This window comes from Polynucleobacter sp. AP-Jannik-300A-C4 (assembly GCF_018688335.1).
Taxonomy (GTDB): domain Bacteria; phylum Pseudomonadota; class Gammaproteobacteria; order Burkholderiales; family Burkholderiaceae; genus Polynucleobacter.
This window is the reverse complement of record NZ_CP061316.1, coordinates 1,866,922-1,891,992: the sequence shown is the minus strand read 5'-3', so window position 1 is coordinate 1,891,992 and position 25,071 is coordinate 1,866,922. Positions and strand designations below refer to the sequence as shown.

At 46.1% G+C, this 25,071-nt stretch carries 23 protein-coding genes; 16 read left to right on the top strand and 7 right to left on the bottom strand.

Annotation, left to right across the window (positions count from 1 at the left end):
- The first annotated feature begins 24 nt into the window (after positions 1-24).
- The gene (ahcY, locus tag FD975_RS09835) at positions 25-1,470 is read left to right on the top strand and encodes an adenosylhomocysteinase (RefSeq protein ID WP_215302208.1); all 1,446 of its coding nucleotides are present in this window, start codon (positions 25-27) and stop codon (positions 1,468-1,470) included.
- A gap of 55 nt (positions 1,471-1,525) precedes the next feature.
- A complete protein-coding gene (gene metF / locus FD975_RS09830; RefSeq protein WP_215302207.1) occupies positions 1,526-2,356 on the top strand; it encodes a methylenetetrahydrofolate reductase [NAD(P)H] in 831 nt (276 codons plus the stop codon).
- Here the strand turns inward: metF and FD975_RS09825 are convergent.
- Positions 2,346-2,969 (bottom strand): 5-formyltetrahydrofolate cyclo-ligase, encoded by a 624-nt coding sequence (locus tag FD975_RS09825; protein ID WP_251371197.1) that lies wholly within the window; start codon positions 2,967-2,969, stop codon positions 2,346-2,348. The genes metF and FD975_RS09825 overlap by 11 nt on opposite strands.
- A gap of 55 nt (positions 2,970-3,024) precedes the next feature.
- Between FD975_RS09825 and FD975_RS09820 the strand changes: the two genes are divergently transcribed.
- The 3 genes from FD975_RS09820 to FD975_RS09810 are packed head-to-tail and all read left to right on the top strand — an operon-like array spanning position 3,025 to position 7,056.
- Complete coding sequence (locus FD975_RS09820; protein WP_251371196.1) at positions 3,025-4,983, top strand: lytic transglycosylase domain-containing protein; 1,959 nt, start codon at positions 3,025-3,027, stop codon at positions 4,981-4,983.
- 23 nt (positions 4,984-5,006) lie between these two features.
- Positions 5,007-5,915 carry a complex I NDUFA9 subunit family protein gene (locus tag FD975_RS09815; RefSeq protein WP_215302205.1) on the top strand — a complete coding sequence of 303 codons (909 nt, stop codon included), beginning with the start codon at positions 5,007-5,009 and terminating at the stop codon, positions 5,913-5,915.
- A gap of 4 nt (positions 5,916-5,919) precedes the next feature.
- A complete protein-coding gene (locus FD975_RS09810; protein ID WP_215302204.1) occupies positions 5,920-7,056 on the top strand; it encodes a polynucleotide adenylyltransferase in 1,137 nt (378 codons plus the stop codon).
- 4 nt (positions 7,057-7,060) lie between these two features.
- On the opposite strand, the gene FD975_RS09805 is transcribed toward FD975_RS09810, so the two are convergent.
- On the bottom strand, positions 7,061-8,248 hold the full coding sequence (locus FD975_RS09805; RefSeq protein ID WP_215302203.1) for a class I SAM-dependent methyltransferase: 1,188 nt from the start codon (positions 8,246-8,248) through the stop codon (positions 7,061-7,063).
- A gap of 25 nt (positions 8,249-8,273) precedes the next feature.
- Between FD975_RS09805 and FD975_RS09800 the strand changes: the two genes are divergently transcribed.
- From FD975_RS09800 to FD975_RS09760, 9 genes are all read left to right on the top strand, one after another.
- Positions 8,274-9,095, top strand: coding sequence for an SDR family oxidoreductase (locus tag FD975_RS09800; RefSeq protein ID WP_251371195.1), 822 nt, complete (start codon positions 8,274-8,276; stop codon positions 9,093-9,095).
- 43 nt (positions 9,096-9,138) lie between these two features.
- Positions 9,139-9,534 (top strand): dihydroneopterin aldolase, encoded by a 396-nt coding sequence (locus tag FD975_RS09795; protein WP_215302202.1) that lies wholly within the window; start codon positions 9,139-9,141, stop codon positions 9,532-9,534.
- Positions 9,535-9,560: 26 nt separating this feature from the next.
- On the top strand, positions 9,561-10,469 hold the full coding sequence (gene ttcA, locus FD975_RS09790; protein ID WP_215302201.1) for a tRNA 2-thiocytidine(32) synthetase TtcA: 909 nt from the start codon (positions 9,561-9,563) through the stop codon (positions 10,467-10,469).
- Positions 10,466-11,956 (top strand): bifunctional UDP-N-acetylglucosamine diphosphorylase/glucosamine-1-phosphate N-acetyltransferase GlmU, encoded by a 1,491-nt coding sequence (gene glmU / locus FD975_RS09785; RefSeq protein WP_215302200.1) that lies wholly within the window; start codon positions 10,466-10,468, stop codon positions 11,954-11,956. Before ttcA ends, glmU begins: the two co-directional genes overlap by 4 nt.
- Positions 11,956-13,788 (top strand): glutamine--fructose-6-phosphate transaminase (isomerizing), encoded by a 1,833-nt coding sequence (glmS, locus tag FD975_RS09780; protein WP_215302199.1) that lies wholly within the window; start codon positions 11,956-11,958, stop codon positions 13,786-13,788. Before glmU ends, glmS begins: the two co-directional genes overlap by 1 nt.
- A gap of 53 nt (positions 13,789-13,841) precedes the next feature.
- Positions 13,842-14,702: a pirin family protein gene (locus FD975_RS09775; RefSeq protein WP_215303988.1), complete on the top strand. Its 861-nt coding sequence runs from the start codon at positions 13,842-13,844 to the stop codon at positions 14,700-14,702.
- A gap of 148 nt (positions 14,703-14,850) precedes the next feature.
- Complete coding sequence (locus FD975_RS09770; RefSeq protein WP_215302198.1) at positions 14,851-16,386, top strand: efflux transporter outer membrane subunit; 1,536 nt, start codon at positions 14,851-14,853, stop codon at positions 16,384-16,386.
- Positions 16,364-17,695 carry an efflux RND transporter periplasmic adaptor subunit gene (locus FD975_RS09765; protein ID WP_251371194.1) on the top strand — a complete coding sequence of 444 codons (1,332 nt, stop codon included), beginning with the start codon at positions 16,364-16,366 and terminating at the stop codon, positions 17,693-17,695. The genes FD975_RS09770 and FD975_RS09765 overlap by 23 nt, the downstream gene beginning before the upstream one ends.
- Before the next feature lie 7 nt (positions 17,696-17,702).
- Entirely contained in the window at positions 17,703-20,738 is a 3,036-nt protein-coding gene (locus FD975_RS09760; RefSeq protein WP_215302197.1) for an efflux RND transporter permease subunit, read from the top strand.
- A 92-nt stretch (positions 20,739-20,830) separates the two neighbouring features.
- On the opposite strand, the gene FD975_RS09755 is transcribed toward FD975_RS09760, so the two are convergent.
- Genes FD975_RS09755 through FD975_RS09745 form a run of 3 tightly spaced genes read right to left on the bottom strand, consistent with a single transcriptional unit; the run spans position 20,831 to position 22,328 of the window.
- Positions 20,831-21,493, bottom strand: coding sequence for a glutathione S-transferase family protein (locus FD975_RS09755; RefSeq protein ID WP_251371193.1), 663 nt, complete (start codon positions 21,491-21,493; stop codon positions 20,831-20,833).
- A 22-nt stretch (positions 21,494-21,515) separates the two neighbouring features.
- The gene (locus FD975_RS09750) at positions 21,516-22,004 is read right to left on the bottom strand and encodes a flavin reductase family protein (protein ID WP_215302196.1); all 489 of its coding nucleotides are present in this window, start codon (positions 22,002-22,004) and stop codon (positions 21,516-21,518) included.
- Positions 22,005-22,025: 21 nt separating this feature from the next.
- Positions 22,026-22,328 (bottom strand): hypothetical protein, encoded by a 303-nt coding sequence (locus FD975_RS09745; RefSeq protein WP_215302195.1) that lies wholly within the window; start codon positions 22,326-22,328, stop codon positions 22,026-22,028.
- An 88-nt stretch (positions 22,329-22,416) separates the two neighbouring features.
- On the opposite strand from FD975_RS09745, the gene FD975_RS09740 reads away from it, so the two are divergent.
- Positions 22,417-23,400, top strand: coding sequence for an MDR family oxidoreductase (locus tag FD975_RS09740; RefSeq protein ID WP_215302194.1), 984 nt, complete (start codon positions 22,417-22,419; stop codon positions 23,398-23,400).
- 21 nt (positions 23,401-23,421) lie between these two features.
- Here FD975_RS09740 and FD975_RS09735 read toward each other — a convergent pair whose 3' ends face one another.
- On the bottom strand, positions 23,422-23,598 hold the full coding sequence (locus tag FD975_RS09735) for a DUF1289 domain-containing protein (RefSeq protein WP_215302193.1): 177 nt from the start codon (positions 23,596-23,598) through the stop codon (positions 23,422-23,424).
- A gap of 22 nt (positions 23,599-23,620) precedes the next feature.
- Here FD975_RS09735 and FD975_RS09730 point away from each other — a divergent pair, with 22 nt between their 5' ends.
- The gene (locus FD975_RS09730) at positions 23,621-24,706 is read left to right on the top strand and encodes an MBL fold metallo-hydrolase (protein ID WP_215302192.1); all 1,086 of its coding nucleotides are present in this window, start codon (positions 23,621-23,623) and stop codon (positions 24,704-24,706) included.
- Here the strand turns inward: FD975_RS09730 and FD975_RS09725 are convergent.
- Positions 24,618-25,067: a PhaM family polyhydroxyalkanoate granule multifunctional regulatory protein gene (locus FD975_RS09725; RefSeq protein ID WP_215302191.1), complete on the bottom strand. Its 450-nt coding sequence runs from the start codon at positions 25,065-25,067 to the stop codon at positions 24,618-24,620. The two genes, FD975_RS09730 and FD975_RS09725, sit on opposite strands and share 89 nt — an antisense overlap.
- Positions 25,068-25,071 lie beyond the last annotated feature (4 nt).

The window sequence follows — 25,071 nt, the reverse complement described above, 5'->3', positions numbered from 1 at the left end:
GGATCGTCTTTAGCTGGAGCATTCATGAGTACCGTTTCCGATTTAAACAACTTTGTAGCAACCCGCTGCGCTATTGCTGATATTTCTTTGGCTGATTTTGGTCGTAAAGAAATTGCCATTGCTGAAACTGAAATGCCAGGTCTCATCGCAATTCGCGACGAGTTTGCATCGCAGCAGCCATTGCGTGGTGCACGCATCACTGGTTCATTGCACATGACCATTCAAACGGCAGTATTGATCGAGACGCTTGAAGCGCTCGGCGCTGAAGTGCAGTGGGCCTCTTGCAATATTTTCTCCACACAAGATCACGCTGCTGCAGCAATTGCTGCAAATGGCACACCAGTGTTTGCCATCAAGGGCGAGACTCTTGAGCAGTATTGGGATTACACCCACCGTATTTTTGAGTGGGCTGATGGCGGCTTCACCAATATGATTTTGGATGACGGCGGCGATGCAACCTTGCTACTGCACCTTGGCGCACGTGCTGAAAAAGATCAGGCTTGCTTGAATCACCCAACAAGCGAAGAAGAAACCATTTTGTTTTCTGCCATTAAAAAGAAATTAGCACAAGACCCAACTTGGTATTCCACACGCTTAGAAAAAGTAAAAGGCGTAACTGAAGAAACTACTACTGGTGTACATCGTCTCTATCAGATGTTCGCAAAAGGTGACTTGAAGTTCCCAGCAATTAACGTGAATGATTCTGTTACTAAGAGTAAGTTCGATAACCTCTATGGTTGCCGCGAATCTTTGGTTGATGCGATCAAGCGTGCTACTGACGTAATGGTTGCCGGTAAGGTTGCCGTGGTTTGTGGTTACGGCGATGTAGGTAAAGGTTCAGCTCAAGCTCTACGTGCTTTGTCTGCTCAAGTTTGGGTTACTGAAGTGGATCCAATCTGTGCATTACAAGCAGCGATGGAAGGCTATCGCGTAGTGACAATGGACTACGCTGCAGATAAGGCAGACATCTTTGTTTCAGCAACTGGTAACTATCATGTGATTACACATGACCACATGGTGAAGATGAAGAACCAAGCTATCGTTTGTAACATTGGACACTTCGATAACGAGATTGATGTGGCTGGTATCGAGAAATACAAGTGGGAAGAAATTAAGCCACAAGTTGATCACGTAATTTTCCCAGCAGCCAATGGAAACCCTGAGAAGCGCATCATCATCTTGGCTAAAGGCCGTTTGGTTAACCTTGGTTGCGGTACAGGTCACCCATCTTATGTCATGAGCTCTTCATTTGCGAACCAAGTGATTGCACAGATCGAGTTGTGGAATGCAGTTGGCACAGATAAATACCCAGTCGGCGTTTACACATTGCCTAAGCATTTGGATGAGAAGGTTGCTCGTTTGCAGCTCAAGACATTGAATGCACAGCTAACTGTACTGTCAGATCAGCAAGCCTCTTACATTGGCGTAACGAAGGAAGGCCCTTATAAGGCTGACCACTACCGTTATTAATCTGCACATTGCTAGATATTGTTCAATAGAGAAATAGAGATACAGGCCCAAGATCATGGAATTAAGCGTTGAATTCTTTCCTCCAAAAACACCTGAAGGTGAGAGCAAGTTGCATCTAGTGCGCGAGCGTTTTAGTGAAACGCTGAAGCCCGCTTTTTATTCTGTGACTTTTGGTGCCGGTGGCTCTACTCAATCTGGCACACTAAAAGTAGTGAGCGATATTCATGCTGCTGGTGCAGCAGTTGCTCCCCACTTATCTTGTGTTGGTAGCTCACGTGAAAGCGTGCGCGAGATGTTGAAGCAATATCAGGCTTTAGGCGTTAAACGTATCGTAGCTTTACGTGGTGACTTGCCATCTGGCATGGGTCAGTATGGCGAGTTTCATCACGCTAACGAGTTAGTGGAATTTATTCGTGCAGAAACGGGTGATTGGTTTCACATTGATGTTGCAGCTTATCCAGAGACACACCCTCAAGCTAAGTCGCCTGCAACAGATGTTGACTTCTTTGTGCAGAAGATGAAGGCTGGCGCTAATTCAGCAGTAACTCAGTATTTCTACAACAGCGATGCTTACTTCCGCTTTGTGGATGAGGCTTATGACTTGGGCGTTACTGAGCCAGTCATTGCTGGAATTATGCCGATTACCAATAGCACCCAGTTACTGCGTTTTTCAGATGCTTGTGGCGCAGAAATTCCGCGCTGGATTCGTTTGCGTTTGCAGTCTTATGGCGATGACACCGCTTCGATTCGTGCGTTTGGTGAGGAAGTGGTGACTGATCTTTGCGATCAACTTTTAACTGCTGGCGCACCAGGATTGCATTTCTATTCCTTGAATCAAGCAGATGCTGTTTTGGCGATTGCAGACAATCTCAGTCTCAATAAGTAATTAATAGGCCTGACTCAGTCAGCATGGCATCCAAAGGCTCATCATGTGTTTGAGCCTGCCATTGAGCATCATCTAATTTTTGCCAATCAAAGCCAATGCCTACGCACAGTAGGCTTGGTTTAGCTTTACGTAGTTGGGCTAAGGTGCGGTCAAAGTATCCACCCCCATACCCAAGTCGCCAATAACGCGTTTTATTACCCACGCTGGATTCTGACCAGCCTACACAGGGAATCAAGATGCAGTCTGGAGTGACTTGATGTCTACGAGGGTTATTCGGGTCTGGCTCCGGCACGCCGTGGCGACTTGGAATTAGTAAGTCACCCGCTTGCCAGGCATAAAAATCTAAATGTTTATCGGGGCGCGCAAAAGGGAGTGCTAGCGTTCTAGCTTTATTGCCCTCGGCCCAAGCTAATAGTGTCGGCCGAAGATCCAGTTCATCTTGTATGGGGCAATACAAGGCAAGAGATTGAACTTGAGTGTCATGGTCGGCCAGAAAACCAGCTAAGCCAGTCAAAATAGCTTCTCGTGCCATGGGATAGCTTGCGCTAGCCGCAAACTGTTTCCTTTGGGCAAGTAAGTCCTGCCGTAGCGATTTTGGAGAATTGCCGTGCATATCGACCATTATCAGGCGAAAATTGAGGGATATAGTAAATCGATAAGGCTAGACGGTGAAAAAGAGGTTTGATGTTTTTAGTATTTGGCAAAAAGCTGCGGGCGGAATTCTATTTCTGGCTCTATTGAGCAGTTCGCCCAGTATTTTTGCTGAGAAGGTGAAGAAAACCGTTCCCGCTAAAGTGAGCAGAATTTCAGCCTTTGAAGTTACTGAGGGTGATCGCACCTTTATTGAGTTGCGTGAAGCGGCCAAAAGAAATGATGCGGTCCGTGCGCAAACCTTAGCTGCTAGCCTCTCCAATTACCCATATGAAGACTATGTAAGCTATTTCCGTATCAAACCTCAGCTATTTGATAGTGCTGGTGTGGCGCGAGCCGATAGTAATGTGGACTCACAGGTAGTGGCTTTTCTAAATCAATATCAAGGTACTGCTCTGGCTGATCGGATGCGTAATGATTGGCTACTCGTTTTAGGTAAGCGAAAAGATTGGTCAAGTTTTGATGCTGAATATCCGAAGTTTGTTTTGGATGACGACACGCAAGTGAAGTGCTATGCACTGCAGTCAAAATTGGCGCAGGGGGAGAACCCAACTAAAGTCGCAATCGATGCCCGCGCAATACTATTAGATCCACGTAATTTTGGTCAGGCTTGCCAAGAATTGGTACCCGCCCTAGTTGTTACTGGGGGAATGACGCCGAGTGAGGCTAAGGCAATTGGCCGTGCTGCTAGTGAAATGGGTTTTGACACCATGTCACGCCGCCTGGGTGGTGAAGATCCGATTGCTGATATTGTGAAGGTAGCCAAAGCAGACCCTGCAAAAGCATTTAGAGATTTTTCTCAAAATGCATCGCGCTATAGCAAAGAAAACCAGGCCGTAGCTTGGGGCGTAATTGGTCAGTTCCTTGCAAAGAAATTAGATCCGAATGCGGATGATGCATATCGTTTTCAACAAGAACTGGGCTATAACGACCTTCTTTCAACTGAAGGGCAAGAGTGGAAAGTGCGAGCAGGTCTACGCGCAAAAGACTGGGTGCTGGTAAAGAACGCAATTGAAGGCATGAATCCTGTCGTTCGTAGTAGAGATCCCGCTTGGACTTATTGGTATGCACGTGCATTAAAAGTTGATAGCCAAAATGAAAAAGCACGGGAGAACCTTGAACTCATTGCTGACCAGTACAACTTTTATGGACAGCTTGCTCGCGAAGACTTGGGTAAATCGAATCATGCGCCTGCAAGAACCAAAGTGAGTGATGCAGAAATCGAATCCATGTCTCAGCGCAAAGGCTTTATTAGGGGTGAGCGCTTCTATGCCATGAATTTGCGCTTTGAAGGTAATCGCGACTGGAATTGGGAGTTGCGTAATATGAGTGATAAGCAGTTGCTTGCAGCCGCTGAATACGCTAAGCGGATTGGTTTGTACGACCGCGTTGTGAATACGGCTGATCGTACTAAGCAAGAGCATGACTTTAGCTTACGCTACCCAACCCCTTATCGCGATGAGCTATCACCAATTGCCAAACAAATTGATTTGAACTTGGCGTGGGCATATGGCTTGATTCGCCAAGAGTCACGCTTCATCATGAATGCCTCATCATCAGTTGGTGCCTCAGGATTAATGCAGGTGATGCCAAATACAGCGAAGTATGTTGCCAAGAAAATTGGTATGACTTCGTATACCAATGACAAGCTGGCAGACACTAATACTAATTTAACTTTGGGCAGTAATTATTTGAATATGGTCTTGGTAGATTTAGATGGATCTTGGGTTCTCGCATCTGCCGCCTATAACGCTGGACCATCACGATCTAAAACTTGGCGGGAAAAACTCACTAGCCCGACTGAAGGCGCGATCTTTGCAGAAACGATTCCATTTAATGAGACGCGCACCTATGTAAAAAACGTTTTGGCGAATGCAACGTATTATTCATCGGTGATGCACGGTCAGACACAGTCTTTAAAACAGCGTTTAGGGGTAATCGCTCCTAAAGCAGCAAACGCATCAGAGCTACCTTAGTATTTCAACTGCATAGGAGTTTTATGAAATATGACATTCTGCTAATTGGCGGTAACGGTTTTGTCGGTAGAGTTTTGGCTGCTCAGTTGCAATCTGAGGGCTATTCTGTTTTATTGCCGACTAGACACTTAGTATCTGCACGTGAATTACGTATGCTGCCAAAAGTGCATCTAGAAGATGCTGATGTGCATGAGTTTGATGTTTTGCAAGAGCTTTGCTCGCGAATCAAGCCTGGTGGTGCAGTCATTAATTTAGTGGGCGTACTGCATGACAAGCCTGCACAGCCTTATGGAAAAGTATTTGAAGCTGCGCATGTAGAGCTTCCCAAAAATATTATCACTGCTATGCAGTTGCACGGCCTAAAACGTTATCTACATATGAGCGCATTGGGTGCAGACTCAAATGGCCCATCAATGTATCAGCGTAGTAAAGGTGATGGCGAGGCCGCTGTAAAGGCTAGCAATCTTGACTGGACTATTTTTAGACCTTCAGTCATTTTTGGTGCCCAAGATCAGTTCATTAATTTGTTTGCTAAGTTGACAAAGTTATTTCCAGCCATGCCCTTAGCAAACTCTGGGGCACAGTTTCAGCCGGTGAGCGTGGATGATGTGGCTAGTGCATTTACCAAGTCACTAAAAATGCCATCTACTATTCATCAATCTTATGATTTGGTGGGGCCTACTGTTTACACCATGAAAGAGATTGTGGAATTTGCTGCGCGTAAGGTCAACACAAAATGTGCCATTATTCCTGTTCCTGATTTTGTTGGGCATCTTCAAGCTTTAGCTTTTGAGTTTCTGCCTGTCCCAACCTTAATGTCGCGTGACAATATTGCATCCATGCAGTTGCCTAATATCCTCCCGCTCAATGGAGTAGACGCATTGACTAAGATCTTTAGCATCAGCCGTCGTACATTAGAAGGCATGAAATAAGTCGATGAAGATTTATGCGGTCGGTGGCGCTATTCGGGATACCCTGATGGGCTTGCCTATACACGACATTGATTATGTTGTAGTTGGCTCTAGCGTAGAAGAGATGATTGCTCAGGGCTTTCGTCCGGTGGGTAAAGATTTTCCAGTGTTCTTGCATCCAGAGACGCAGGCTGAATATGCATTAGCGCGTACAGAGCGGAAAACGGGGAAGGGTTATAAAGGCTTTATGTTTTATGCTGACCCGACGGTCACGCTAGAGCAGGACCTAGAGCGTCGAGATTTAACTATTAATGCAATGGCACAAGAGGTCGACGCGGATGGTAAATGGGTGGGTCCTATTTTGGATCCCTACAACGGCCAGCAAGATTTAGCAGCTAAGGTATTTCGTCATGTGTCCGATGCGTTTTCCGAAGACCCTTTACGTCTTTTGCGTATCGCTCGTTTTGCAGCCCGTTTCCCTGAATTCATAGTAGCGCCAGAAACCATGGCCGCCTTGCAGGCAATTGTTCATTCCAATGAATTATCAGCACTTTCAGCTGAGAGAATCTGGCAGGAGTTGGCTAGAGGGTTGACTGCGAGCAAGCCAATGCGCATGTTCCAAGTTTTGCTAGATGCTGGCGCAGCTAAGGTATTGCTACCATCAACGCTGACATCTCATTTGGCTAAAGAAGAATATCGTGAGCAGCTCATTGCATGCCTGCATGCCGCAAATCAGCTGGAAGATCGCTGTGCTGTCACCCTCATGCATCTACCTGCTTGCGAAATTCGTTCATGGTCTGAGTGCGTCAAGATGCCAAATGACTTGCGTGACTTCAGTGAAATATTTAGTGAGCTCAATCTACTGATTGAGAAAACAGTTGGTGACCTCGGTGGCGTATATCAATCCGCTGATATATTGACTTGGTTCAATCGCGCAGATGTTTGGCGTAAGCCTGATCGTGGGTATGCATTGCTCGATTTAGCTAAACGTATTGGTTTAAATGTCGGCACTTTAATTTCAGCAATGCAAAATGCTCAATCGCTCAACACGGTGGAAATTATTGAAGGTGTTCCTGCAGACCAGAGGACTAATGGTGAAAGAATTCGTAGTGCGGTTGATGCTGCGAGACTCTTGGCAATTACTGCAGCCATAAACAACTAAAAGCTTACAGCCGGTTTCTACCTCGAAGGCCTGGCAAGTCCTCTAAGACATGATCTGGCAGTATCTCAGGTAGCTTCTTTGAGAAAGCAAAGACTTTAAAGAGTTCCCCCATCTCCGCTTCAGATAATAGTTTCTGCAAAGAATTCGAAATCGGTAAGAAAGTTTCTGGCTTGCTGGGATCGCCAATCTCCAATGCAATATCGCCAATGCCGGCATCTAGTAAATAAGATGCCTGATTACTGAGATAGACATCATCAACTTTTTCTTCTAGCGCACTACGTGCGATCTGAGACCATTCCACATGCGTTGTTAAATCACAAAGCCCTGGAAGATGAAATGGATCTTGAATGGCATGATGTCGATGATGCGCCATGAGCGTGCCTTCGAGGCGTTGTGCATGGTAGTACTCGCTCTCTGGAAATCCATAATCAAAAGTCAGAAAGAGGCCGGTATCAAGGTGATTGGCTACTTGGCGCATCCAAGCATTGGCTGGCGCATGCAATTCAGTAAGGTAGCCTTCAGAAAAGTTTCCAGTGAGCAAAGTCTCTGGAAGCAGTGACTGCTCAACAGGCTGTCCTACTGACCAAGTAAGCTTGCCATCAATAGCTGAAACACCTTGCCAATACCAAAAGCCATTTTGAAAAATGATGGCATCACACGGAATAGCATCAATGACTTCATTGGCCAGAATGATGCCCTTAAAGTTGCGGGGTAAAGAGCTAGCCCAGCAGCATTGGGTTGATAGATTGAGCTTCCTTGAAAGATCTTGAAGTCGTTCTTCTTGTCTCTGGGCTAGGTCAGGTGAGATTTCAATGATGTCGTAGCGATCCAGGTTGAAGTCCAGATCGTGGAATCGGGTGAGAATAGATTCAGCTAACTTGCCAGTGCCAGCGCCAAACTCCAGAATTTGGGTAGGGAGCCCCTGAGCCTTCAGCCCTTCTAGAATGGGCAAAAGCGTTTCTACAATGGCGGCACCAAATAAGGGGGACAGCTCTGGGGCTGTCGTGAAATCACCGCCAGCACCCAATTTGTGGGCTCCAGCGCTGTAATAACCCATGCCTGGCTCATATAAAGCCATTTCCATATACCTTGAAAAGGGCATCCAGCCGCCTTTGGAAGCGATTTCAGCCATTATTTTTTGGCTCAGATGCTCTGTATGAGCCGTTTCAAGGCTGGTCAAGGTAATATCCATAGCTCCTTAGTCTAAGAGAATTTAAGTGAACTTGAGTTCAAACCCATCACCTCAGCAAAATAAAGCGGTTTTAGTGACCGGTGCAGCTAAGCGCCTTGGTCGGGAAATTGCCTTGGAATTTGCTCGTCAGGGCTGGGATATCGCAATTCATTATGGCCGTTCGGAATCCGATGCTACAGCAACTGTGGCCGAAATTCAGAAGCTTGGGCGTAAAGCTGTCGCATTTAAAGCTGATCTCGCCAGCGAAGCAGAAATCCATTCTCTATTTGCCGCAGTTGCTGCTGAGTTTCAAAGCCTTGAGTGTCTCGTGAATAGCGCATCCATCTTTGAATATGATCGCGCCAATTCGGATACTCCGATGAGTGGTGAAAGTTTGCAAGACCACATGCAAATCAATTTAGCTGCACCTATTCTACTATCTCAGCTGATGTTTGAATATCACAAGCGTCAGACGAAGAAAGCAAGCGAGAGCGATTTATCAATCCCTTCGGTGATTCAGTTGCTCGATCAAAAACTGATCAATCTCAATCCAGATTATTTGTCTTACACATTATCTAAGGCAGCACTCCTTACTTCCGTTGAGGTGCTGGCGGTAGATTTTGCTCCTCACTTAAGGGTGATTGGTTTAGCCCCTGGGATTACATTGACCTCAGGCGATCAAACCGAGTCTGGTTTTACTAAGGCGCATCAGATGACGCCATTAGGAAAGTCATCCACACCAAGTGACATTGCAAAAGCTGCTGTATTTTTAGCTAGCTCAAATGCGATCACAGGAACTACTTTATATGTCGATGGTGGGCAACATCTATTGCCATCTTCACGTGATGTGATGTTTAAAACCAATTAAGAATTTAATACAGAAGAAAAATTCAAAAAGAGTTCATAAAAATATGCATGCCATTCTTTCTCATCCAGCACTTGCGGATTGCCGCCGCTTATTTCTGCGTGACTATGAAATCTATATCAATATTGGCGTTCATGACTTTGAAAAAAAGGCTGAGCAGCGCGTTATTCTGAATGTAGATCTTTATATCCCGCTGAATATGAATACGCCATCCAAGGATCTATTGGAAGAAGTGGTTGATTATGACTTTATGCGTGAAACCATTAAGGCACGGTCTTCCCAGGGCCATATTCATTTGCAAGAAACCTTCTGCGATGACATCGTGGCTGCGATGCTCTTGCATCCGAAGGTGATTGCTGCTCGTGTTAGTACAGCTAAGCCTGATGTATATCCAGACTGTCACTCTGTTGGTGTTGAAGTATTTCGGATGAAGCAAGCTTAAAGAAGATCCAGAAAAATTTAGTCGCTATGAGTGATATCCGTAAAGTCGTCTTCGAAGAAAACAAGCTTGAGAAAAAGCTCTGTCGTTTAGTTGGCCAAGCTATTGGTGACTTTGGCATGATTGAGGATGGCGACAAAGTCATGGTGTGCTTGTCGGGCGGCAAAGATAGTTATGCCATGCTCGACATTTTGTTGAAGCTACGAGAGCGTGCCCCAATTGATTTTGAGATCGTTGCTGTCAATTTAGATCAAAAGCAGCCAGGATTTCCAGCGGAGATCTTGCCAAATTATTTAAAGGCTTTGGGCGTTCAGTACCACATTGAAAATCAAGATACTTACAGCATCGTCAAGCGTGTTGTTCCTGAAGGAAAAACGACCTGTGGTCTTTGCTCTCGTTTGCGTCGTGGGATTTTGTATCGCGTAGCAGATGAGCTCGGTGCTACCAAGATTGCTTTAGGTCATCACCGTGATGACATCTTAGAGACATTAATGCTCAATATGTTCTTTGCTGGCAAACTCAAAGGGATGCCACCAAAGCTGCGATCTGATGATGGTAAACATATTGTCATTCGTCCTCTCGCCTACGTTCCTGAAAAGCTACTTGAACGTTATGCGGTGGATATGAACTTCCCGATTATTCCGTGTAATCTCTGTGGCAGTCAGCCTAATCTCCAGCGCGGTGCCATGAAAGAGATGCTGCGCGAGTGGGAGAAAAAGCACCCAGGGCGCGTCGAGAATCTATTCCGCTCAATGCATCACATTGTTCCGTCCCATTTAATGGATGGCGAGGCCTTTGATTTTAAGAATCTTGAGATTTCTACTGAGTTGTCGGGTATTGCTGCAAGATCTGCTGGCGATAAAGCGATTGATGAGACAGTAATCGATGAAATAGCCTGCGGAACGTTGATTCAGGGGTCTTATAATCCCTCTTTATGAACATCGTTATTTTGGCTGCTGGGCAGGGAAAGCGGATGAAGTCCGCATTACCCAAGGTTCTTCAAACCTTGGCCGGGAAACCCCTTCTCCAGCACGTTCTCAATACAGCCTTGGATTTACAGGGTAAAAACACTAAAACTGGCCCCATCGTTGTTGTTGGGCATGGTGCAGCCGATGTTAAAGAGTTTCTTCAAACAGCTAGCGTGCAAGATTCTCGCTTTGGCAAAGTTGCTACTGCATTGCAGGCTGAGCAAAAAGGAACAGGCCACGCTCTATTACAAGCATTGCCCAAACTGGATGTAGATGCACCTACTTTGGTTCTGTATGGCGATGTGCCACTTACAAGTAAAAAGACGCTCTCTAAATTAGTCAAATTGGCTGATGGCGTGCGTGGTCAAGATTCTGCATTAGCGTTGCTAACTCAAAACCTCAATAAACCAACGGGCTATGGCCGTATCGTGCGAGATATCGATGGTTCGGTAAAAGCGATTGTTGAAGAAAAAGATGCATCACCAGAGCAAAAGCGCATTCAAGAAATTAATACCGGCATTATGGTTCTGCCAACCAATTCACTGAAGAAGTGGTTGAAGGCATTGCGAGCCAGTAATGCCCAGGGTGAATACTATTTAACTGACGTCATTGCGATGGCAGTTAGGGATGGAGTTCCCATTCGTACTGCGCAAGCTGATGCTGAGTATGAAACTGTTGGCGTTAATAGTCGTGATCAGTTAGCCGCTTTAGAGCGAGTACATCAGCTCAATCAAGCAAACGTTTTAATGGATGCCGGTGTTTCTTTGGCTGATCCAGCGCGTATCGATATTCGAGGAACACTCGAGTGTGGCACGGACGTCTTCATTGATGTTGGCTGTGTATTTGAAGGTTGCGTGACTTTAGCTACTGGCACAAAAGTAGGCCCGTACTGCATTATTCGCAATAGCGTGATTGGCGAGGATGTCACAATCCATCCATATAGCCATATCGATGGAGCTCAAGTTGGCGCAAGCTCGCTGATTGGGCCTTATGCTCGTTTGCGTCCCGGTGCAGATCTGTCCAATGATGTGCATATTGGCAACTTCGTCGAAGTGAAGAACAGCAAGATTGCCGCCAATAGCAAAGCCAATCACTTGGCCTACGTGGGTGATTCGATCGTAGGCTCTAGAGTCAATATCGGTGCCGGTACGATTACTTGTAACTACGATGGCGTCAATAAACATCAAACCATCATTGAAGATGATGTTTTCATTGGTTCGGATACACAGTTGGTGGCCCCAGTGCGCGTTGGCCGTGGTGCCACATTAGGTGCGGGCACAACCCTGACTAAAGATGCCCCGCCGAATCAACTTACCGTGTCACGACCCAAGCAAATTTCATTGCAGTGGCAACGCCCAGTAAAGCAAGATAAAAAGCCGCAAGAGAAAAAGTCGGCAATCAAGAAGGCTGCTGTAAAAAAAGTAGCCACCAAAAAATCCGTGAAAGCTAAAAAATAATGTGCGGAATTGTTGGCGCGGTATCGCGTAAAAATATTGTCGAAGTTTTAATTGAAGGTTTGCGTCGTCTTGAATACCGCGGTTACGATTCTTGTGGTTTTGCAGTAATTAATAGCAATGATGCTAAACACCCCATTGAGCGTGCTCGCACTACTGCTCGTGTTTCTGAGCTAGCAGAGCAGGGCAAGGATTTTCATGGCACCCTAGGTATTGCCCATACTCGCTGGGCAACCCACGGTAAACCTGACACACAAAATGCACATCCCCATATTTCTGGTGGATTAATTGCTGTTGTTCATAACGGTATTATTGAAAACTACGAATCACTACGTACTGAATTGAAGTCTGTGGGCTATGTATTTACTTCGGAAACAGATACTGAAGTGATTGCGCATTTAATTCATCAAGCTTATGTAGCAAGTAAGCAGGCAGATCTGGTTGCTTCGGTGCGCTCTGTATTACCGCGGCTACACGGTGCTTATGCAATTGGTGTGATCGCGCAAGATCGTCCAGATATTTTGGTGGGTGCACGTGTGGGCTCTCCATTGGTGGTTGCACTCGGCGAGAATGAAAACTTCCTTGCTTCTGATGCCTTGGCTTTAGCAGGTCGCGCACATTCAATGATGTATTTAGAAGAGGGTGATGTTGCTGTTCTTGGGGCAGAGAGTGTTGAGATCATTGATCAATTGGGTAAGACTACACAGCGTGAGCAAAAGCCAATGCCAGCTCAAGCTGACTCTGTGGATCTGGGGCCTTATCAGCATTACATGCAAAAAGAGATTTTTGAGCAACCAAGAGCAATTGGTGACACGTTAGCCAACATCGCTAGTTTTGGTCCAGAGCTCTTTAGTGCAGATCCCAAGCAATGGAAAAACTTTGATCAAATTTTGATCTTGGCTTGCGGCACTAGTTACTACTCTGCTTGTGTTGCTAAATACTGGTTAGAAGATTTGGCTGGCATTCCGACGCAAGTTGAGATTGCTAGTGAATATCGCTATCGCACAACCGTTCCTAATCCGAATGCATTAATTGTGGTGGTCTCTCAGTCTGGTGAGACTGCAGATACCTTAGCAGCTTTGCGTCATGCTCAAGCTTTAGGACATCAATACACCTTGGCGATTTGCAACGTTGCAAGTAGCGCTATGGTTCGTGAAACGAATTGGAATTTCTTGACCAAGGCTGGCACTGAGATTGGCGTTGCTTCTACAAAAGCATTTACCACTCAGCTGCTTGCACTTTATCTGTTGGCCGTTTCATTGGCTAAGCGTGCTGGCAAACTTAGTCCTGAGCGAGAAAAAGAGCTCTTGCGTGACTTACGTCATTTGCCAAAAGCATTGCATGCAGTTTTAGCACTTGAGCCACAAATCATGGCTTGGAGTTCTGCGTTTGCTAAATGTGAAAACGCATTATTTCTCGGGCGCGGCATGCATTATCCGATTGCCCTTGAAGGTGCGCTCAAGTTAAAAGAGATTTCTTATATTCATGCTGAGGCCTATCCAGCTGGTGAGTTAAAGCATGGCCCGCTGGCCTTGGTAACTGAAAAGATGCCAGTGGTTACAGTGGCTCCAAAGGATGACTTATTGGAAAAGCTCAAATCCAATATGCAAGAAGTCAAAGCCCGTGGTGGAAAGCTTTATGTCTTTGCTGACCAAGATACTGATATCACCAGTAGCGAGGGTATCAACGTGATTCGTTTGCCCGAGCATTACGGCAATTTATCTCCAATCTTGCATGTAGTCCCGCTTCAACTCTTGGCGTATCACACTGCTTGTTCCCTTGGCACTGATGTCGATAAGCCCCGCAATCTCGCAAAGAGCGTTACGGTCGAGTAGTCTCAATTCAGTGTAAATATTTGTACGCAGTTGTGGATGCTCCTGAGAGAATGATGAAAAAACTGATTGGCATACAAGGCAATGATCGGGGTCACTGGGTAGGCGATGGTTTTCCTGTGCGCACCTTGTTTTTCTATCAAGACCTGGGCAAGCAAATGAGCCCATTCTTGATGCTGGACTATGCGGGCCCAGCTGAGTTCCCCTCCACAACTGAGCGCAAGGGTGTGGGCTCACACCCACATCGCGGCTTTGAAACGGTCACCATTGTTTATGAAGGTGAGGTGGCACATAAAGATTCAACGGGTCAAGGCGGTGTAATTGGCCCTGGTGATGTGCAGTGGATGACTGCTGGGTCTGGTATCTTGCATGAAGAGTTTCACTCAGAAAGTTTTGCTAGAAGCGGCGGCACTTTGGAAATGGTGCAGCTCTGGGTGAATTTGCCAGCAAAACTCAAAATGACTAAGCCAGCTTATCAAGCCATTGTGGATAAACAGATTCCTGTGCTTGATTTACAGAATGGTGCAGGGCAAGCGCGCATCATAGCTGGGAAGTTTGATGGTCACCAAGGCCCCGCTCACACCTTCACCCCAATGAATGTGATTGACTTGAAGCTGAAGAAAGGCTCAATAAGTATTTCTGTGCCAGAGTCTTGGAATGCATCGCTAGTTGTACTCAAGGGTGCAGTTGAGGCCGGTGAGGGTGTAGTTGCTGAAGATGCTCAGATGCTGATGTTTAGCAATCAGGGCCAAGATATTCATGTGAATGTGCTTGAGGACTCTATTGCTTTGCTGCTGAGTGGCGAGCCGATTAATGAACCTATCGTTGGATATGGCCCATTTGTTATGAATACCCAAGAGGAGATTGCCCAAGCAATGCAAGATTTCAACAGTGGAAGCTTTGGAAGAATTGCCTAATTAGAATAGGGTTGGGGATTAAAAAATCCGTTTGACTTCTACGCATAGCTGTGTACAAAATTTATTAGTCAAATCAAGGTGTTACACAGACTCAATTAGAAAAGTGTGTTCAAATATCTACTGTAGAAAAGGATATTTGTCACGATTCATGTTTGGCTCTAAGGATTTCTCTAGTTTGCGTTTGCTTCCGTTTATTTTTACGGGATTTCTTTCTGCATGCGCGGTAGGTCCAGACTTTAAGCAGCCCGATGCTCCCAATACGTCTGGATATACCGAAACTGCACTTTCACAAAAGTTGACTACTGCACCTGGAGTACCTGGTGGAACGAATCAAGAATTTATTGAAGGCGCTGATATTGAGGCTCAATGGTGGGAATTATTTAAATCTCCCGAGCTAGATGTATTGATCAAAAAAGCTTTGCAGCAAAACCCTAATTTAGGTGCAGCTGATGCTGCTCTGCGTGCGAGCCAAGAAAATGTCAGCGCACAAATTGGTGGGCAGTACTTCCCAGCAATTGGTTTAAATGGTGGCGCTACTCGACAGTTACAGCCTTCTGCTATTTATGGCTTGCCTTATGGCTCTGATACTTACAACCTCTACAACGCTTCTGTAAATGTCACCTACAAGCTTGATGTTTTTGGCGGGGCACGCCGAGCAGTTGAAGGCGCCAGAGCGCAAGCAGAGATTGCGCAGTTTCAGTTGGAGGGCGCATATCTTTCGCTGACCGCCAATATTGTTACTGGTGCAGTACGTGAAGCGGCTTTGCGTGCACAGATGCAGGCTACAGAAGAAATTCTGAAGGCACAAACAAATTTAGCTGAGGTAACAGAAAAGCAACTAGCGATTGGTACGGTTTCTCGAGTGGATGTGACATCACAAAGAACCTTGGTATCTAACTCCCAAGTGGATTTGTTTACTTATGAGCGCAATCTTTCCTTTGCGCGTAATCAGTTGGCTGTCTTGGTCGGTGAGCTACCCAGCAATGCCAAGATCACGAAGTTTGACTTGAAGTCTTTGCACTTGCCAGAGAAGCTCCCGCTTTCAGTGCCATCGAGCCTAGTGCGCCAACGCCCAGACGTGCGCGCTGCAGAAGCGCAGCTCAAGGCCACCAATGCTTTGGTGGGGGTAGCCACTGCCAATTTATTGCCACAATTTAATATCACTGGCGCTATTGGTTCCGCAGCATTGACTAGCGCAGCCCTCTTTGGGCCGAACGCAACCCTATGGTCGGTTGCTGGTGGAATCTTTCAGCCACTCTTTCAGGGTGGACAATTATTAGCGCAACGTCGTGGCGCTGTTGCGAATTATGAGCAGGCGGTTTACCAATACCAGGCGACCGTACTCAAAGCATTTCAAGAGGTAGCCGATGCATTGCGAGCTCTCGAGACTGGCGCACAAGCATTGAAATCAGCATCAGATGCAGAGCGTTACGCTTATGAAACTTTGGAATTAGTGCAACAGCAATACAAGCTAGGCACTGCTAGCTACTTAGCTGTTCTCTACTACCAAAATCAATATCAAATTGCTAAAGTCAAATCGGTTTCTGCACAAGCAACCCGATTCTCAGATACAGCAGCATTATTTGCAGCACTAGGCGGCGGCTGGTGGAATCGAACCAGCCCAGCCTTTCAACCAAAAGCCATAGCGAACAAAGATCAAAATGAAACTTCTGGAAACAATTAAAACCAAAGTAACTGCAGTCGCGCTTGCCTTGTGGGCTTGGACGCTTGCGAAGGCGGTCGAGTGGAAACTTCGCGAGAAGTTGATTGCGCTTTGGGGGAAAGTAAAAGGGCTCTGCTTACGTTTGCGCGATCGCTTTATACGTAGCAAGGCAAATGCCAAGTTACAGTCTATGACCCCATTGGGTCGACGCATGACCATTATGTTGTGTGGTGTATTTTTGTTGCTTGGCTTGATCTTTGGGTTCAATCAACTCAAGACTTTCATGATTAAGCATTTCATCGCTGGCATGGGCTTGCCTCCTGCAACTGTTTCCACGATGGTGGTGGAGACAACTGCTTGGCAGCCTAAGCTTTCTAGCGTTGGTAATGTCCGCGCATTTAGAGGAGTAGATCTCAGCACTGAAATCGGTGGCCTTGTGCAAACTGTACCCATTAAATCGGGTATGGATGTAAAAGAAGGCGACTTGCTGATTAAACTGAATGACGCCTCAGATGTTGCACAACTCAATTCATTAAAAGCGTTGGCAGATTTAGCTAAGGTAATTAATGAACGCGATAGGCAACAATTAGAAATTCAGGCGATTAGTAAGAATGTCTTTGATACTAGTAAAGCTGATGCTGCCTCTAAGCAGGCGCAGGTAGAGCAGCAAACAGCCTTAGTCGCCAAGAAGAATCTAAAAGCCCCCTTCACTGGTCGTGTCGGTATCGTGATGATTAACCCTGGTCAATTCGTCAACCCAGGTGACAAGTTGCTCACTCTTCAAACTTTAGATCCTATTTTTGTCGATTTCAATCTTCCGCAAAGTAATGCTGAACAGATTCGGGTTGGGCAAGAAATTGTGGTGACGACTGATGCATTCAAGGGCGCAAGCTTTACTGGCAAGGTTACTGCTGTGAGTCCGAAGGTCGATACCAATACACGCAATATTCAGATTGAGGCTCAGTTAGCGAATCCGGATAAGAAAATTTTGCCAGGCATGTTTGCTAATGTGAATATTAAGTTGGGCGATGAAGTGAAGTTGCTGACCTTGCCTCAAACTGCAGTGACTTATAACCCGTATGGCTCAACAGTGTTTATTGCTAAGCCAACTGGTAAAAAGGATAAGCAGGGCAAGCCTGCACTTGAGGCTCAACAGGTCTTTGTAACTACAGGACTAACGCGTGGCGATCAAGTGGCAATTCTCAAAGGGGTTGAAGAGGGTGCTACGGTTGTTACTAGTGGTCAGCTTAAGTTGAAGAATGGCACGCCGCTAATTATCAATAACAAGGTGTTGCCATCCAATTCACCAAACCCACAGCCACAGGAATAAGTCCTAGATGAATTGGACTGATATATTTATTCGTAGGCCAGTGCTCTCGCTGGTAGTGAGTGCGCTTGTCTTGGTGTTTGGCTTGAAGGCGGCTGGTTCTTTGCCAGTCAACCAATACCCACAAACCCAAAATGCAATTGTTACTATTACGACGGCTTACTATGGCGCTGATCCAGAGACGATTGCAGGCTTTATTACGCAGCCATTAGAAACTGCGATTGCTCAGTCCCAAGGTATTGACTATTTGTCCTCGATGAGTGTGAGTGGCCTCTCGACCATTACCGCGACTCTCAAGCTCAATTACGACTCCAATGCTGCTCTGACACAAATCCAGACGCAGATTAGTTCGGTTAAGAATCAGTTACCTCCGCAAGCCCAGCAACCCGTATTGACTGTACAAATTGGTCAGTCTACTGCGGCAATGTACATGGGCTTTTATAGCGATGACATTCCAAACAATGCAATTACTGATTACTTATTACGGGTAGTGAAGCCAAAGCTGGATGCTGTCGATGGTGTTCAGAATGCTGAAATTACTGGTGGCAGAAAGTTTGCCCTACGCGCATGGCTTGATCGCGAGAAGATGGCGGGACTTGGGGTCGGTGCTGATGATGTCTATAGTGCCATGGCAGCTAATAACTATTTATCTGCAGTAGGCAGCACTAAGGGTGACATGGTTGCCGTCGATTTGGTGGCCGGCACGGATCTCCATACGCTCGATGAGTTCCGCAAGTTGGTTGTCAAAAAAGATGGCATCAATATTGTGTACCTAGATCAAGTAGCAACTGTGAGCATGGGCTCTGAAGACTACAACACCAATGTTGCATTTAGTGGCAAGCGCTCAGTGTTTATTGCCATCAAGGTGGCGCCTCAGGCGAACTTGCTCGATGTAGCAGAACGTGTTCGCGCAGTAGTGCCAGATATTCAGAAGCAGTTGCCAACCGGTATGTCGGGCAAAGTGGTTTATGACTCGACTAAGTTCATTACTACTTCGATTGATGAGGTAGTGGCAACCCTTTTAGAGGCGCTGTTGATTGTGACGGTGGTGATTTATCTCTTCCTGGGAAGCGCACGCGCTGTTGCCGTGCCGGTGATTGCAATGCCACTCTCATTAATTGGCACATTCTTCTTGATGCAGATCTTGGGTTACTCCATTAATTTGCTGACGCTGTTAGCCCTAGTACTTGCAATTGGCTTGGTGGTCGACGATGCCATTATTGTGGTTGAGAACGTAGACCGTCATATGAAAGAAGGCAAGTCACCGCTGGAGGCTTCTTTAATTGCTGCGCGCGAGTTGGGTGGTCCAATTTTGGCAATGACGATTGTGTTGATCGCCGTATATATACCAATTGGTTTTCAGGGTGGTTTAACGGGCGCGCTCTTTACCGAGTTTGCCTTTACTTTAGCAAGTGCAGTCGCGGTATCGGGATTGATTGCGTTAACGCTTTCACCGATGATGTGTTCACGCATTTTTACTGAAGAGCAAGAAGCCTCTTCGTTTGTACAAAAGATTGATCGCGTTTTTGAAAAAGTTCATCACAGTTATCAAAGCACTTTGCGTGAGCTCCTGAGCACTTGGCAGGTCATTATTGTGATGGGTGTGATTTTACTGGGAGGTGTGGCTTATCTCTACGCTACTGCTCGCGCTGAATTGGCGCCAACAGAAGACCAAGGCATAGTTTTGATGCAGGCTTCAGGTCCGCCGAATAGCACCGTCAATCAAATGCAGACCTATGCTGATCAGATTTATCAAATATCAGCTGCAGAGCCTGAGTATGAGCAGATGTTCCAGATCACTAGCCCCACTAGTAGCTTTGGTGGTGTATTACTAAAAGATTGGGATCAACGTAGTCGTAATGCCACGAAGTTTCAGGAAGCTATGCAAAGTAAGTGGAATTCGATTGCCGGTGCTCGTGTAGCCGCCTTCCAGTTCCCAGCTTTGCCTGGTGCGCAGGGCCTTCCTGTTCAGGTGGTTATTAATACTACAGAGTCTTATGAGCAGCTCAATGAAGTGTCTCAGGCGGTTCTGGATAAGGCACGTCGTAGCGGTAACTTCTTCTTTGTGGATTCAGATTTAAAGATTGATAAGCCGCAAGACGTTTTAGAAATCGATCGTGAGAAAGTAGCTGCACTGGGTATGACGCAGCAACAAGTGGGTAGCGCCCTTTCCGCTGCCTTGGGTGGTGGTTATGTGAATTACTTCTCTGTTGCTGGCCGTTCCTATCGCGTGATTCCGCAAGTAAAGCAAGTGGACCGCTTAAATCCAGATCAGATCTTGGATTACTACATACGTACTCCAAGTGGACAGATGATTCAGGCGCGCACTATAGCAACAATTAAACAAAAAGTAGTTCCGCAATCCATTAATCACTTTCAACAGTTGAACTCCGCAACGATCTCTGGTGTGAGTACGCCATTTATTTCACAGGCCGACTTACTTGAGTTCATGCGTCAAACTTTAAAAGAGGTGGCGCCGAATGGTTACACCATGGATTACGCCGGCCCATCCCGTCAGTTTATGGCGGAGTCTGGCGGTTTCTTGGTCACCATGTTCTTTGCCATCTTGATCGTATTTTTAGTCTTGGCTGCACAGTTTGAAAGCTTCCGGGATCCGATCGTGATTTTGGTCTCAGTGCCGCTCGCCTTATTTGGTGCATTAATCTTTATTAATTTGGGATTCACAACTTTGAATGTGTATACCCAAGTTGGCTTGGTTACGCTAATGGGTTTGATCAGCAAGCACGGAATTTTGATTGTGGAATTTGCTAATGAATTGCAGGAAGCTGGCCGCAGTAAGTTAGATGCCATCGTAGAGGCTAGTAGCGTCCGTTTGCGCCCAATCTTGATGACCACCGCGGCAATGGTGCTGGGTGTTGTTCCCCTGGTGATTGCATCTGGTGCAGGTGCCGCTGGCCGTCAGTCGATGGGTATTGTGATCTTTACTGGACTATCGATTGGTACTTTATTCACGCTTTTCGTGGTTCCGGCGATGTATTTGTTTATTGGTGCCGATCACCATCAGAAGAAATTCAAGCAACAGTAATTTATTCTGTAAAAAACTATGAAAAAAGGGTGAACTTAGTTCACCCTTTTTACTTGATGTCTCAGATTCAGAAAATCTGAGATACCAGTTATTTACTTCACGATATTGAGTTCTTTTTGTGCCACGATTTGATATTTAGTTTCTAGTTCAATCCGTTTCATCCACGCATCAATATTGTTTAATTGTGAGCGAGGCCCTATTTTTTCGGGGAAAGTTTGTGGTAGCAGAATCCATCGACTTACACACAAAGCCAATGGAATATCTCCGACGCTGAATTGTTCGCCAGCGCAGTAAGCATGTTTTTCTAAGGTCTGATCAAGTAATGCCAGCAATGCATCTGCCTCCTGATATGAGCTCTTAATTAACTCATAGTTACGATCTGCTTCAGGGGTACGAGTGAGTCCTAAGAATGCAACTCTTAATGGTGGCCACATAGTTCCCAGTTGCCAGTCCATCCACTTCTCAGATTGGTACTGATTTTTAGTGTCAGCAGGAAAGCGCTTCGACCTATCGTATTGACGAACAAGATAGCGCAAAATAGTATTGGACTCCCAGAGCACAAGATCACCGTCTTCTAGAGTGGGGACCAAGCCATTCGGGTTAAGTGCTAAGAATTCAGGAGTATGATTTATTCCAAAATGAAGACCGGCATCTATGCGCTCAAAATCTTTGCCTTCTTCAAGCCCCAGCTCTGCAAGGCACCACAAGACCTTTTGCACATTGATAGAACTTTTTCTTCCCCATAAGCGCATCATGAGAATTCCTATTTAGGTAATTTTAAATTGATGAATCTAAACCCATAAATTTGCTATGCGCAAATATGAGCGGATGACTCTCTGGAGTGTGCTTTAGGTTGAGCACTTTAGCAACAATGATATTGTGATCGCCGCCGGTGTGGACTGAAACTGTTTCGCATTCAAAGTAGGCTGAGCATCCTTCAATTTGAGTGAGACCGCTTGCTGCAATTTTGTGCGGAATGTTATCGAACTGGTTCTCCTTGACGGTAGCAAAGTGCATTGCCATGGCTTCTTGTGAACGCGCGAGCACATGAATTAATTGTTTGTGCCCCACTTCAAAATTAGGCATCAGGCGTGAATGCTTCTTTAAGCTCCATAAAATAAGTGGCGGCTCCAATGAAACAGTATTAAATGAGCTGATGGTGATGCCATGTGCGTTCTGGTCGGCATCTAGGCAAGTAATCACAGTGACCCCTGTTGCGAAAGAGGAGAATCCTTTGCGGAGCTCTTGAGAGGTAAATGGGGTCATCTCGTTTTCTTAATGAATTACTTACTTTGCAGCTGCCGGCGCAGGAGCACCAGCGGGGATAGTTGTACCTGGAATTGGGGTCAGAATTTCGTTCTCCTCAGCTTTGACGCATTTAAAGCGATATTCCTTGCCTGCCTTTGAAAGGAAGCTTGCGCCTTGGTAGAAGTCATTTTTACAAGTCGTATTGGCAAAATCCATCACATCTTGTGGGGAGGCGCTGGAGCTGATTAAGCGCATATTGCCCATAGACATGTGAATTTGGCTTGAGGAGCATCCAGCTAGAGTTAAGCCGTAAATCGAAGTTAATAGTAGAATTTTTTTCATGGAAGCCTCCATAATCAGCAATGCTCGTTAGGATAAACCTATTACGCATTTGCTGCGGGGGAATGCAGCGCATTTAAAAGGAAGAGACATGTTTAACGCAATTTTGGTAAATAAGGATGATCGCGGCTATCGGGCTGAGCTGACTCAGGTTGATGAGCTTAGTTTGCCAGAGGGGGATGTCAGAGTGAAGGTGCTCTATTCCACTTTAAATTACAAGGATGGTTTAGCGATTACTGGGAAAGGTCCAGTGGTGCGTAGCTTTCCCATGGTTCCGGGGATTGATTTTGCAGGCGAGGTGTTAGAGAGCGCTAGCCCAGAATTTAAGGCTGGGGATATGGTGTTGCTCAATGGTTGGGGCGTTGGTGAAGGTCATTGGGGTGGATTGGCTCAGCAAGCACGAGTGAAGTCAGAGTGGCTTATTCCCTTGCCAAAAGGGTTTACTGCTAAGCAGGCTCTGGCTATTGGCACTGCTGGCTATACCGCAATGCTGTGTGTGATGGCATTACAAAAGCATGGATTGAAACCAAGTGATGGTGAAGTATTAGTAACTGGCGCCGCGGGTGGAGTTGGCAGCTTCGCCATTACTCTTCTGAGCAAATTAGGATTTACGGTTGTTGCTAGTACAGGTCGCTTGTCCGAGGCTGATTATCTGAAGAAATTAGGTGCAAGTGAGGTCATTGATCGTGCTGCACTGTCAGCCCCTGGCAAACCATTGGCTAAAGAGCGTTGGGCGGCAGTGGTAGATAGCGTTGGTAGTCATACCTTGGCAAATGCCTGTGCACAAACCAAGAGCGATGGTGCGGTTGCCGCCTGCGGCCTTGCGCAGGGAATGGATTTTCCATCGACTGTTGCACCATTTATTTTGCGTGGGGTGACTCTGTATGGCATCAATAGCGTGACCGTGCCAAAAGCTAAACGCATGGCTGCCTATGAGCAATTGAGTAAGTTGGTCGATCTCAAAACTTTAGAGGAGATCTCCCATGAAATTAGTTTGGAGGACTCCATTAAATATGCTGCAGAACTGATGGCCGGAAATGTGCGCGGTAGATTAATCGTAGATGTAAATAAATAAGCAATTGCTAATTAGTAATATTTATTGTGGTGCTTGAGGTTTGCGTGTTTCCAGTAGTGCCCAGACCTCAAGCTTTTCAGGATTAGAGAGTTCAGACCAATCGGCAATTTCAGAAAGTGTGCGATAGCAACCACGACAAAAACCATTTTCAGGATTGATGTCGCACCAGTTGATACAAGGCGATGGAACTGTTGTCAAAGTAAACCTAGAATAGAAATAGATGAATACCAAAAACCAATCCAGCGATCTTAGTTCTATTCATTATCCCTTAGCCGATACTTTGCCGGAAGTGGGTAGTTCAATGGAGGTAGCGCCTGGCGTGCGTTGGTTGCGGATGCGTCTACCGTTTGCTTTGGATCACATCAATCTTTGGCTACTGCGCGATGAGTTTGAGGGTGTTCAGGGCTGGACCATCGTGGATTGCGGTATTGCGAATGATGAGACGAAAGCAGCTTGGGATGAGATCTTTGCCACCCAGCTAGAAGGCTTGCCTGTACTGAGAGTCATCGTGACCCATATGCATCCAGACCACGTTGGACTCTCTCAATGGCTATGTGAAAAATGGAATGCACCGCTTTGGATTTCAATGACGGATTATTTAACTGCGCAATGGTTAAGTCATAAAGAGGGTGGTGCTGCAGTTGGTGCACGTGCTGGTGGCGGTGGGTCTGCAGATCATTTTCAGAAGCATGGATTAGTTGCCCCAGAAGATTTAGAAAAAATTCGGGCTCGATCAAACTATTACAGCAATATGGTTCCAGGTGTGCCGCGGCAATATCGTCGCATCATTGACGGTGAAATGATTTTGATTGGTGGACATGAGTGGCAAGTCATTATGGGTTTTGGTCATGCGCCTGAGCATGCCTCACTATTTTGTAAAGACCTAGGCGTATTAATCTCTGGAGATATGTTGCTGCCACGAATCTCTACGAATGTCAGCGTCTACGATGCTGATCCGGATGCGGATCCTTTAGGCTTGTATCTCAGTTCTTTAGATCGATATCTGCCATTGCCAGACAGCACTCTTGTGCTGCCATCTCATGGCAAACCATTTACGGGAATGAAGCCGCGAATTGATCAGTTAAAAGCTCATCACGATGATCGTTTGGCAGAAACGCTTGGAGCATGTAAAAAACCGGCAACTGCTCGGGAGATCGTGCCGGTTTTATTTAGGCGCGAACTAGATATTCACCAAATGACATTTGCCATGGGTGAGGCTATTGCTCATCTGAATTACCTACTTCGTCGAGGAAAGTTGAGTCGCCAGCTTTGCGACGACGGCGTGTTGCGGTTTTGCGTGGTTTAGCAGCCTTTGTTCCTGAGTCTTCAGTGGCTCCACCCGTAGCGGCAGCTGCAGTTGCTGAAACAGCATCCCCGAATGATTTGAGGGCCATCATGGTGGCATGTTGAACCTCTAGACCCTGAATAGTGGACTTCAAGATGTTGAGATTCAGGTTCAACCAGTTTTCAACACTTTTAAGATCCTTGATGCGTTTTTCTAGCTCATCGGTATCTAGCCCTGGAAATGCTGAGCCAAACCCCCCGGCAGCCTTAGAGGCGTCTGTAGTGAAGGGGAATTGTCCTGGCGTCTGCCCACCAGCTGCTTGTCCCCACATGGTTTTCATCATTTCAAGGCTTTGATTGAATTCAGGGATAGTGCCAAACATAGGG

What these genes read in the sequence shown, in the direction of transcription:
- FD975_RS09775 (WP_215303988.1), top strand. Translation starts at nt 13,842, where the DNA reads ATGAAAAAACTGATTGGCATACAAGGCAATGATCGGGGTCACTGGGTA.
- FD975_RS09795 (WP_215302202.1), top strand. Translation starts at nt 9,139, where the DNA reads ATGCATGCCATTCTTTCTCATCCAGCACTTGCGGATTGCCGCCGCTTA.
- FD975_RS09810 (WP_215302204.1), top strand. Translation starts at nt 5,920, where the DNA reads ATGAAGATTTATGCGGTCGGTGGCGCTATTCGGGATACCCTGATGGGC.
- FD975_RS09755 (WP_251371193.1), bottom strand. Translation starts at nt 21,493, where the DNA reads ATGATGCGCTTATGGGGAAGAAAAAGTTCTATCAATGTGCAAAAGGTC.
- FD975_RS09765 (WP_251371194.1), top strand. Translation starts at nt 16,364, where the DNA reads ATGAAACTTCTGGAAACAATTAAAACCAAAGTAACTGCAGTCGCGCTT.
- FD975_RS09825 (WP_251371197.1), bottom strand. Translation starts at nt 2,969, where the DNA reads ATGCACGGCAATTCTCCAAAATCGCTACGGCAGGACTTACTTGCCCAA.
- FD975_RS09740 (WP_215302194.1), top strand. Translation starts at nt 22,417, where the DNA reads ATGTTTAACGCAATTTTGGTAAATAAGGATGATCGCGGCTATCGGGCT.
- glmU (WP_215302200.1), top strand. Translation starts at nt 10,466, where the DNA reads ATGAACATCGTTATTTTGGCTGCTGGGCAGGGAAAGCGGATGAAGTCC.
- FD975_RS09750 (WP_215302196.1), bottom strand. Translation starts at nt 22,004, where the DNA reads ATGACCCCATTTACCTCTCAAGAGCTCCGCAAAGGATTCTCCTCTTTC.
- FD975_RS09730 (WP_215302192.1), top strand. Translation starts at nt 23,621, where the DNA reads ATGAATACCAAAAACCAATCCAGCGATCTTAGTTCTATTCATTATCCC.
- metF (WP_215302207.1), top strand. Translation starts at nt 1,526, where the DNA reads ATGGAATTAAGCGTTGAATTCTTTCCTCCAAAAACACCTGAAGGTGAG.
- FD975_RS09805 (WP_215302203.1), bottom strand. Translation starts at nt 8,248, where the DNA reads ATGGATATTACCTTGACCAGCCTTGAAACGGCTCATACAGAGCATCTG.
- ttcA (WP_215302201.1), top strand. Translation starts at nt 9,561, where the DNA reads ATGAGTGATATCCGTAAAGTCGTCTTCGAAGAAAACAAGCTTGAGAAA.
- FD975_RS09815 (WP_215302205.1), top strand. Translation starts at nt 5,007, where the DNA reads ATGAAATATGACATTCTGCTAATTGGCGGTAACGGTTTTGTCGGTAGA.
- FD975_RS09760 (WP_215302197.1), top strand. Translation starts at nt 17,703, where the DNA reads ATGAATTGGACTGATATATTTATTCGTAGGCCAGTGCTCTCGCTGGTA.
- FD975_RS09725 (WP_215302191.1), bottom strand. Translation starts at nt 25,067, where the DNA reads ATGTTTGGCACTATCCCTGAATTCAATCAAAGCCTTGAAATGATGAAA.
- ahcY (WP_215302208.1), top strand. Translation starts at nt 25, where the DNA reads ATGAGTACCGTTTCCGATTTAAACAACTTTGTAGCAACCCGCTGCGCT.
- FD975_RS09770 (WP_215302198.1), top strand. Translation starts at nt 14,851, where the DNA reads ATGTTTGGCTCTAAGGATTTCTCTAGTTTGCGTTTGCTTCCGTTTATT.
- FD975_RS09745 (WP_215302195.1), bottom strand. Translation starts at nt 22,328, where the DNA reads ATGAAAAAAATTCTACTATTAACTTCGATTTACGGCTTAACTCTAGCT.
- glmS (WP_215302199.1), top strand. Translation starts at nt 11,956, where the DNA reads ATGTGCGGAATTGTTGGCGCGGTATCGCGTAAAAATATTGTCGAAGTT.